This window comes from Candidatus Streptomyces philanthi (assembly GCF_059553635.1).
In genome coordinates, this window is record NZ_JCANQV010000298.1 from 1 (window position 1) to 6,698 (window position 6,698).

General features: G+C 74.1%; 8 protein-coding genes. 7 read left to right on the forward strand and 1 reads right to left on the reverse strand.

Annotated features, from left to right (window positions below; all coding sequences use genetic code 11):
* The first annotated feature begins 12 nt into the window (after positions 1-12).
* The 5 genes from AC51EU_RS25080 to ygfZ are packed head-to-tail and all read left to right on the forward strand — an operon-like array spanning position 13 to position 4,318.
* The gene (locus AC51EU_RS25080) at positions 13-1,038 is read left to right on the forward strand and encodes a FecCD family ABC transporter permease (RefSeq protein WP_496269347.1); all 1,026 of its coding nucleotides are present in this window, start codon (positions 13-15) and stop codon (positions 1,036-1,038) included.
* Positions 1,038-1,832: an ABC transporter ATP-binding protein gene (locus AC51EU_RS25085; RefSeq protein WP_496269340.1), complete on the forward strand. Its 795-nt coding sequence runs from the start codon at positions 1,038-1,040 to the stop codon at positions 1,830-1,832. Before AC51EU_RS25080 ends, AC51EU_RS25085 begins: the two co-directional genes overlap by 1 nt.
* A 2-nt stretch (positions 1,833-1,834) precedes the next feature.
* Entirely contained in the window at positions 1,835-2,845 is a 1,011-nt protein-coding gene (locus tag AC51EU_RS25090; RefSeq protein ID WP_496269341.1) for an ABC transporter substrate-binding protein, read from the forward strand.
* Between the two features lie 24 nt (positions 2,846-2,869).
* Positions 2,870-3,307: a Fur family transcriptional regulator gene (locus AC51EU_RS25095; RefSeq protein ID WP_496269342.1), complete on the forward strand. Its 438-nt coding sequence runs from the start codon at positions 2,870-2,872 to the stop codon at positions 3,305-3,307.
* Positions 3,308-3,337: 30 nt separating this feature from the next.
* Entirely contained in the window at positions 3,338-4,318 is a 981-nt protein-coding gene (ygfZ, locus tag AC51EU_RS25100; RefSeq protein ID WP_496269343.1) for a CAF17-like 4Fe-4S cluster assembly/insertion protein YgfZ, read from the forward strand.
* 57 nt (positions 4,319-4,375) lie between these two features.
* Here the strand turns inward: ygfZ and dtd are convergent, their stop codons facing one another.
* Positions 4,376-4,801 (reverse strand): D-aminoacyl-tRNA deacylase, encoded by a 426-nt coding sequence (gene dtd / locus AC51EU_RS25105; protein ID WP_496269344.1) that lies wholly within the window; start codon positions 4,799-4,801, stop codon positions 4,376-4,378.
* Between the two features lie 332 nt (positions 4,802-5,133).
* On the opposite strand from dtd, the gene AC51EU_RS25110 reads away from it, so the two are divergent.
* Positions 5,134-5,676, forward strand: a complete 543-nt coding sequence (locus AC51EU_RS25110; protein ID WP_496269345.1) for an RsiG family protein — start codon at positions 5,134-5,136, stop codon at positions 5,674-5,676.
* A gap of 55 nt (positions 5,677-5,731) precedes the next feature.
* A partial coding sequence (locus AC51EU_RS25115) for an asparaginase (RefSeq protein WP_496269346.1) occupies positions 5,732-6,698 on the forward strand: 967 nt, incomplete at its 3' end.

The window sequence follows — 6,698 nt, forward strand, 5'->3', positions numbered from 1 at the left end:
GAGCCGAGGCCGGTGCCGCTGCTCGTCGCCGCGCTCGCGGCGGCCCTGCTGCTCTCCGTGGTGTGCGGCACCGGCCTCGGCTCCGCCGGACTCGGCTGGGGCCAGGTCTTCCGTTTCCTCGGCGCCGGCCTGACCGGCGGCACCCTCTCCCCCGACGAGATCCCCGCCTACACCATCGTGTGGGAGCTGCGGCTGCCCCGCGCCCTGCTGGCCGCCGTCGTCGGCGCGGGACTGTCCGCGATCGGCGTCGCCGTGCAGGCCCTGGTCCGCAACGCCCTCGCCGACCCCTTCGTCCTCGGCATCTCCTCCGGCGCCGCCGTCGGCGCCAACGCCGTCCTGCTGTTCGGCGCGCTCGGCGCCCTCGGCGTGTGGGCCCTGTCGGCCGCCGCCTTCGTCTGCGCGCTGCTGTCGATGGCCCTGGTGTACGCGGCGGCCCGGACGGCGCAGGGCCTGACGCCGCTGCGGCTGGTGCTCACCGGCAGCGCGATGTACTACGGCTTCTCCGCGCTGACCACCCTGATGGTGTTCGCCGCCGACCGGGGCGAGGCGGCCCGCTCGGCGATGATGTGGCTGCTGGGCAGCCTGAGCGGGGCCGGCTGGGGCTCCCTGCCCATCGCCACCACCGCCGTCGCCGCGGCCCTGGTGTATCTGCTGCTGTCCGCGGGGCGGCTGAACGCGCTGGCGATGGGCGACGAGACGGCCGCCGCGCTGGGCGTGGACCCGGACCGGCTGCGACGCCGTCTCTTCGTGGTCGCCGCCGCCGTCACCGGCGCGGTGGTCGCGGTCAGCGGCGCGATCGGCTTCGTCGGCCTGATGGTGCCGCATCTGACCCGGATGCTCGTCGGCGCCGGCCACCGGCGGGTGCTGGCCGTCGCCCCGCTGCTGGGCGCGGTGCTGCTGGTGTGGGTCGATCTGCTCTCCCGCGTCCTGCTGGCGCCCGCCGAACTCCCCGTCGGCGCGCTCACCGCGGTGCTCGGCGTGCCCTGCTTCGTGCTGCTGATGCGGCGGCGCGGCTACACCTTCGGAGGCGGCGCCTGATGCGCGTGGACGTGGCGGACCTGTCGGTGGAGGTGGCCGGGCGCCGGCTCGTCCACGAGCTGACGCTGACGGTCGGCAGCGGACGCCTCGTCGGCCTGGTCGGCCCCAACGGCAGCGGCAAGTCGACCCTGCTGCGCTGCGTCTACCGCGCCCTGCGCCCGTCCACCGGGACGGTACGGGTCGACGGCGACGTCCTGCACGACCTGGACCCCCGCGAGGCCGCCCGCCGGCTGGCCGCGCTCCCGCAGGAGGCGGGCGCCGCGTTCGACTTCACCGTCGCCGAGGTCGTGGCGATGGGCCGGCTGCCGCACCAGCGCGGCTCCGGCCGGGCCGGTGCCACCGACCACGCGGTGTGCGCGCGGGCACTGGCCCGGGTCGGCGCGGACCATCTGGCCGGGCGCGGCTTCCTCGGCCTGTCCGGCGGCGAGAAGCAGCGGGTGCTGATCGCGCGGGCGCTCGCCCAGGAACCCCGGGTCCTCGTCCTCGACGAGCCCACCAACCACCTGGACATCGCCCAGCAGCTGGAGGTGCTGGCGCTGGTCCGCGACAGCCGGCTGACGGTGCTGACCGCCCTGCACGACCTCAACCTCGCCGCCGTGCACTGCGACGAGCTGTACGTCATCGCCGGCGGCCACATCGTCGCGTCGGGCCCGCCGCACGACGTCCTCACCCCCGCCCTGCTCGCCGATGTCTTCGGCGTCCGCGCGCACCCCGTACGCCACCCCGTCACGGGCGCCCTCCAGCTCCTGTTCGACCGCGTCCCCCGCGACGCCCCCGACGAAGGAACCCGGTGACCATGCTCCGCCGCCCCGCCGCCCTGCTCCCCGCCCTCGCACTGGTCCTGACCGGCTGCGGCGCCCAGGTCGCCACCGGGAAGAACACCGCCGGGCCGTCGGCCGGCCAGCCCGTCACCGTCGAGAACTGCGGGGTGCGCACCACGTACGACAAGGTGCCCTCCCGGGTGGTCACCAACGACGTGGGCATCACCGACATCATGTTCGCGCTCGGCCTGGAGGACCGGATGGCCGGCTACGTCACGCCGACGTACCGGGGCAGGCTCGACGCGGTGCCGTGGAAGGACGCGTACGACAAGGTGCCCTGGCTGTCCAAGAAGGCGATCACCAAGGAGATCGCCCTGGACGCCCGCGCCGACCTGGTCTTCGCCGGCTGGAACTACGGCTTCGGCGAGGGCGACGGTCTCACCCCCGCCTCCCTGGAGAAGCTCGGCATCGGCAGCTACGTCCTCACCGAGTCCTGCCGCAACGGCACCTCCCACACCTCCCGCGGGGTGATGCCGCCGCTGGAGGCCCTCTACACCGACCTGGAGAACCTCGGGAAGATCTTCCACGTCGAGGACCGGGCCGCGAAGCTCGTCGCCCGCTACAAGAAGCAGATCGCCGACGCCGCCGCCAAGGCCCCCGCGCCGTCCGAACGCCCCACCGTCTTCCTCTACGACGGCGGCCAGGACAAGCCGCTGACCTCGGGCGCCTACGCCGGCCCGCACGACATCATCACCAAGGCCGGCGGCGACCACATCATGAAGGACGTCAAGGACTCCTGGACCACCGTCGGCTGGGAGACCGTCGTCGAACGCGACCCCGACGTCATCGTCATCAACGACTACGGCACCCCCACCGCCGCGCAGAAAAAGGCGTTCCTGAAGTCCTACGCCCCGCTCGCCGGGGTCTCCGCGATCAAGCACGACCGGATCTACGTCCTGGACTACGCCGACCTCGTCGAGAGCCCCCGCAACCCCGCCGCCGTCACCGCGCTCGCCGCGTACCTGCGCACGGTCCACGCCCGCTGACCGCGCCCCTCCTACACTGGGGGCGTGGTGACGACCGACTGGCAGAGCGACCTCCGACGGCGCGGGTACCGCCTGACCCCCCAGCGCCAGCTCGTCCTGGAGGCGGTGGACAGGCTGGAACACGCCACCCCTGACGACATCCTCACCGAGGTGCGCAGGACGGCGGGCAGCGTCAACATCTCCACGGTCTACCGGACGCTGGAGCTGCTGGAGGAGCTGGGCCTGGTCAGCCACGCCCACCTCGGCCACGGCGCCCCGACCTACCACCTCGCCGACCGGCACCACCACATCCACCTGGTGTGCCGGGACTGCACCGACGTCATCGAGGCCGACCTGTCGGTGGCCGAACCGTTCACCGCGCTGCTGCGCGAGCAGTTCGGCTTCGACACCGACCTCAAGCACTTCGCGATCTTCGGCCGCTGCCGGTCCTGCACCGACAGGACGGACGACACCCCCGCGTAGGGTCCCTCCGTCTGGCCGTAGGCTGGTCGCATGCCGCGAGATTCCTACGCCAGCCCCCTGCTGTCGCTGCCCGGCGCCGTCCCCGCCGAGGCCCCCGACGAAGGCGTCGCCGCGCACTACGGCGATCTCTTCCGCGAGCAGCGCGCCCTCGCCGACGGCTCCGGTTTCGTCGACCTCTCGCACCGCGGCGTGCTCGCCGTCACCGGTCCCGAGCGCCTGAGCTGGCTGCATCTGCTGGTCACCCAGCACGTCAGCGAGCTGCCGCCCGGACAGGCCACCGAGGCGCTGATCCTCTCCCCGCACGGCCACGTCGAGCACACGCTCTCCCTCGTCGACGACGGGGAGACCACCTGGCTGCACACCGAACCGGGCGACCAGGAGGCGCTGCTCGCCTACCTGGAGAGCATGAAGTTCTTCTACCGCGTCGAGGTCGCCGACCGCACCGGCGACTTCGCGGTGGTGCACCTCCCGGCCGGGTCCCTCACCGAGGCCCCCGCGGGCGCCGTGGTCCGCGAGCTGCCGTACGGCCGCGACCTGTTCCTGCCGCGCGCCGGGCTGGAGGCGTTCGCCGCCGCCCACGGCCCGGCGGCCGGCGTACTGGCCCTGGAGGCGCTGCGCGTCGAGGCCCACCGCCCCCGGCTCGGCCTGGAGACCGACCACCGCACCATCCCGCACGAGGTCGGCTGGATCGGCACCGCCGTCCACCTCCACAAGGGCTGCTACCGCGGCCAGGAGACCGTCGCCCGGGTCCACAACCTCGGCAAGCCGCCGCGCCGGCTGGTCTTCCTGCACCTCGACGGCAGCGAGGTGCACCTGCCCCCGCACGGCACCCCCGTACGCCTGGCCGCGGACGGCGAGGACGGCCGCCAGCTCGGCTTCGTCACCACCTCGGCGCGCCACCACGAACTGGGCCCGATCGCCCTCGCCCTGGTCAAGCGGAACGTTCCGGTGGACGCGCCGCTCATCGCGGGCGGTACGGCGGCGGCGCAGGAGGTCGTGGTCGAGCCGTAGGGCTTCGCCGGGCGCCGGTCCGTCCCGCGGTGTGCGGGCGGCCGGCCGCCCCCGGCCTCACACCTCCAGCAGCACCGTGAACGGCCCGTCGTTCGTCAGCGACACCTTCATGTCGGCGCCGAAGCGCCCGGTCTCCACCCGGGCGCCCAGGGCCCGCAGCTGCGCCACGACCTCGTCGACCAGCGGCTCGGCCACCGGTCCGGGGGCGGCCGCGTTCCAGGTGGGGCGCCGCCCCTTGCGGGCGTCCCCGTAGAGCGTGAACTGGCTGATCACCAGGAGCGGGGCGCCCGTGTCCGAGCAGGACTTCTCGCCCTGGAGGATCCGCACCGACCACAGCTTCCTGGCGAGCTGCGCCGCCTTCTCCGGGGTGTCGTCGTGTGTGACGCCGACCAGCACACACAGCCCCTCGCCGACGATCTCGCCGACCGTCTGCCCGTCCACCACGACGCGTGCGCCGTCGGTCCTCTGCACCACTGCTCGCATGGCCGCCATCATGCCCCGCGGCCCGCGCTTTCGGACAACCGTGCCCCACCGCCCCCCGCTGCGGCCGTTCGGGTGCCGTCACCCTGCACACGGACCGCCCAGAGTGGCACGATGCGTGCACGCGGTGCGTTTCACGGACAACATGCCCTGGATGCCGCACCGGACGAGGGGACGGAACATTCATGGACACCGCCGGCGCCGGAACTCCCCCCGGCCCCGCAGCGCGGGCCCGCGGCACAGCCGCCGTCCCGCCCACCCCGACGCCGACCACCGCCACCACCACGACCACGGCACCGGCTCGCGTCGAGCCCGGACGCACCGAGGATGGCCCCATGCTCCACACCGGCCGGGCGCAGCACCGCCCGCCCCAGCAGCGCGACCGCTTCCACCCGGTGGTACAGCCCGACCTGGGACCGCTCGACCTCCCCGCGCTGCGCGTCCTGCGGCGCGAGGCCCAGCAGGAGGAGGCCGACCTCAGCTATCTGCGGCGGCTCCTCCAGGGCCGCATCGACATCCTGCGCGCCGAACGGGCACGCCGCGCCGCGCCGCACTCCCCCCTGCTGGACCGCCTCCCGGAGATCCTCACCGACGTCCCGTCCCGGCACCGCTCCTCCGCCCGGCACGTGACGCTCGGCACCCCGCACAGCGAGGAGTACCGCCGGCTGGCCGAGGACATGCTCGGCCAGGTCGAACTGTCCGACCTCACCGCCCGTACGGACCGGGAGCTGGGCGAGGCGATGACCCGGCTCGTCCACCACGAGCAGCAGATCTCCGGACGCCGGCAGGCGATGCAGCGGCTGGCGGACGAGTGCGGGGCGGAAATCACCCGCAGGTACCGTGAGGGGGAAGCGCAAGTAGACGACCTGCTGTCCTGACCGTGCCACGAGCCTCCGGGAGGACGCGGGTCACTCCCCTCCCGGAAGGCCGCAGATGACCGCTACCCGCCCGACGCCCACCACCACGCCCACTCCGCCGGAGGTCTCCCCGGTGCTCGCCGAGGTCGTCCGCTCCGGCTTCGTCGAGGGACGGCACCGCGGCTCGCTGGTCGTCCTGGCCGCCGACGGCAGCGTCGAGCGGGCGTACGGGGACATCACCGCGCCCGTCTTCCCCCGGTCCTCCAACAAGCCGATGCAGGCCGCCGCCGTACTGCGGGCCGGTCTCGACCTGTCGGGCGAGCGGCTGGCGCTGGCCGCCGCCAGCCACTCCGGCGAGGACTTCCACCTCGACCTCGTCCGCACCATGATCGACGAGTTCGGGCTCACGGCCGAGCACCTCCAGACCCCGCCGGACCTGCCGCTCGACCCGCAGGAGGCCGAGCGCTACCTGGCCGCCGGACGGGAACGCGACCGCCTGACCATGAACTGCTCGGGCAAGCACGCCGCCATGCTGGCCGCCTGCGCCCGCAACGGCTGGCCGCTGGACACCTACCTCGCCCAGGACCACCCGCTCCAGCAGCTCGTCCTGGAGAACGTCCGCACCGCCTCCGGCGAGGATGTCGCCCACATCGGCACCGACGGCTGCGGCGCCCCGCTGATGGCCCTCTCCCTGACCGGTCTGGCCCGCGCCTTCCGCCACTTCGTCCTGGCCGGGCCCGGCACCCCGGAGCGCCGGGTCGCGGACGCCATGCGGGCCCACCCGGAGTACGTCGCGGGCACCCGCCGCCCCGACACCTGGCTGATGCGGGAGCTGCCCGGCACCCTCTCCAAGATGGGCGCGGAGGCCGTCCAGGCCCTGGCCCTCCCCGACGGCCGCGCCCTCGCCTTCAAGATCGACGACGGCGCCGGCCGCGCCCTCGGCCCGGTCCTGGCCCGCGCCCTCCGCCTGATGGGCGTCGACTCCCCTGTCCTGGACCGCATCGAGGACGCTCCACTGCTGGGTGGCGGGGAGCGGGTGGGGG

What these genes read in the sequence shown, in the direction of transcription:
- AC51EU_RS25110 (WP_496269345.1), top strand. Translation starts at nt 5,134, where the DNA reads ATGCTCCACACCGGCCGGGCGCAGCACCGCCCGCCCCAGCAGCGCGAC.
- AC51EU_RS25090 (WP_496269341.1), top strand. Translation starts at nt 1,835, where the DNA reads ATGCTCCGCCGCCCCGCCGCCCTGCTCCCCGCCCTCGCACTGGTCCTG.
- ygfZ (WP_496269343.1), top strand. Translation starts at nt 3,338, where the DNA reads ATGCCGCGAGATTCCTACGCCAGCCCCCTGCTGTCGCTGCCCGGCGCC.
- dtd (WP_496269344.1), bottom strand. Translation starts at nt 4,801, where the DNA reads ATGCGAGCAGTGGTGCAGAGGACCGACGGCGCACGCGTCGTGGTGGAC.
- AC51EU_RS25085 (WP_496269340.1), top strand. Translation starts at nt 1,038, where the DNA reads ATGCGCGTGGACGTGGCGGACCTGTCGGTGGAGGTGGCCGGGCGCCGG.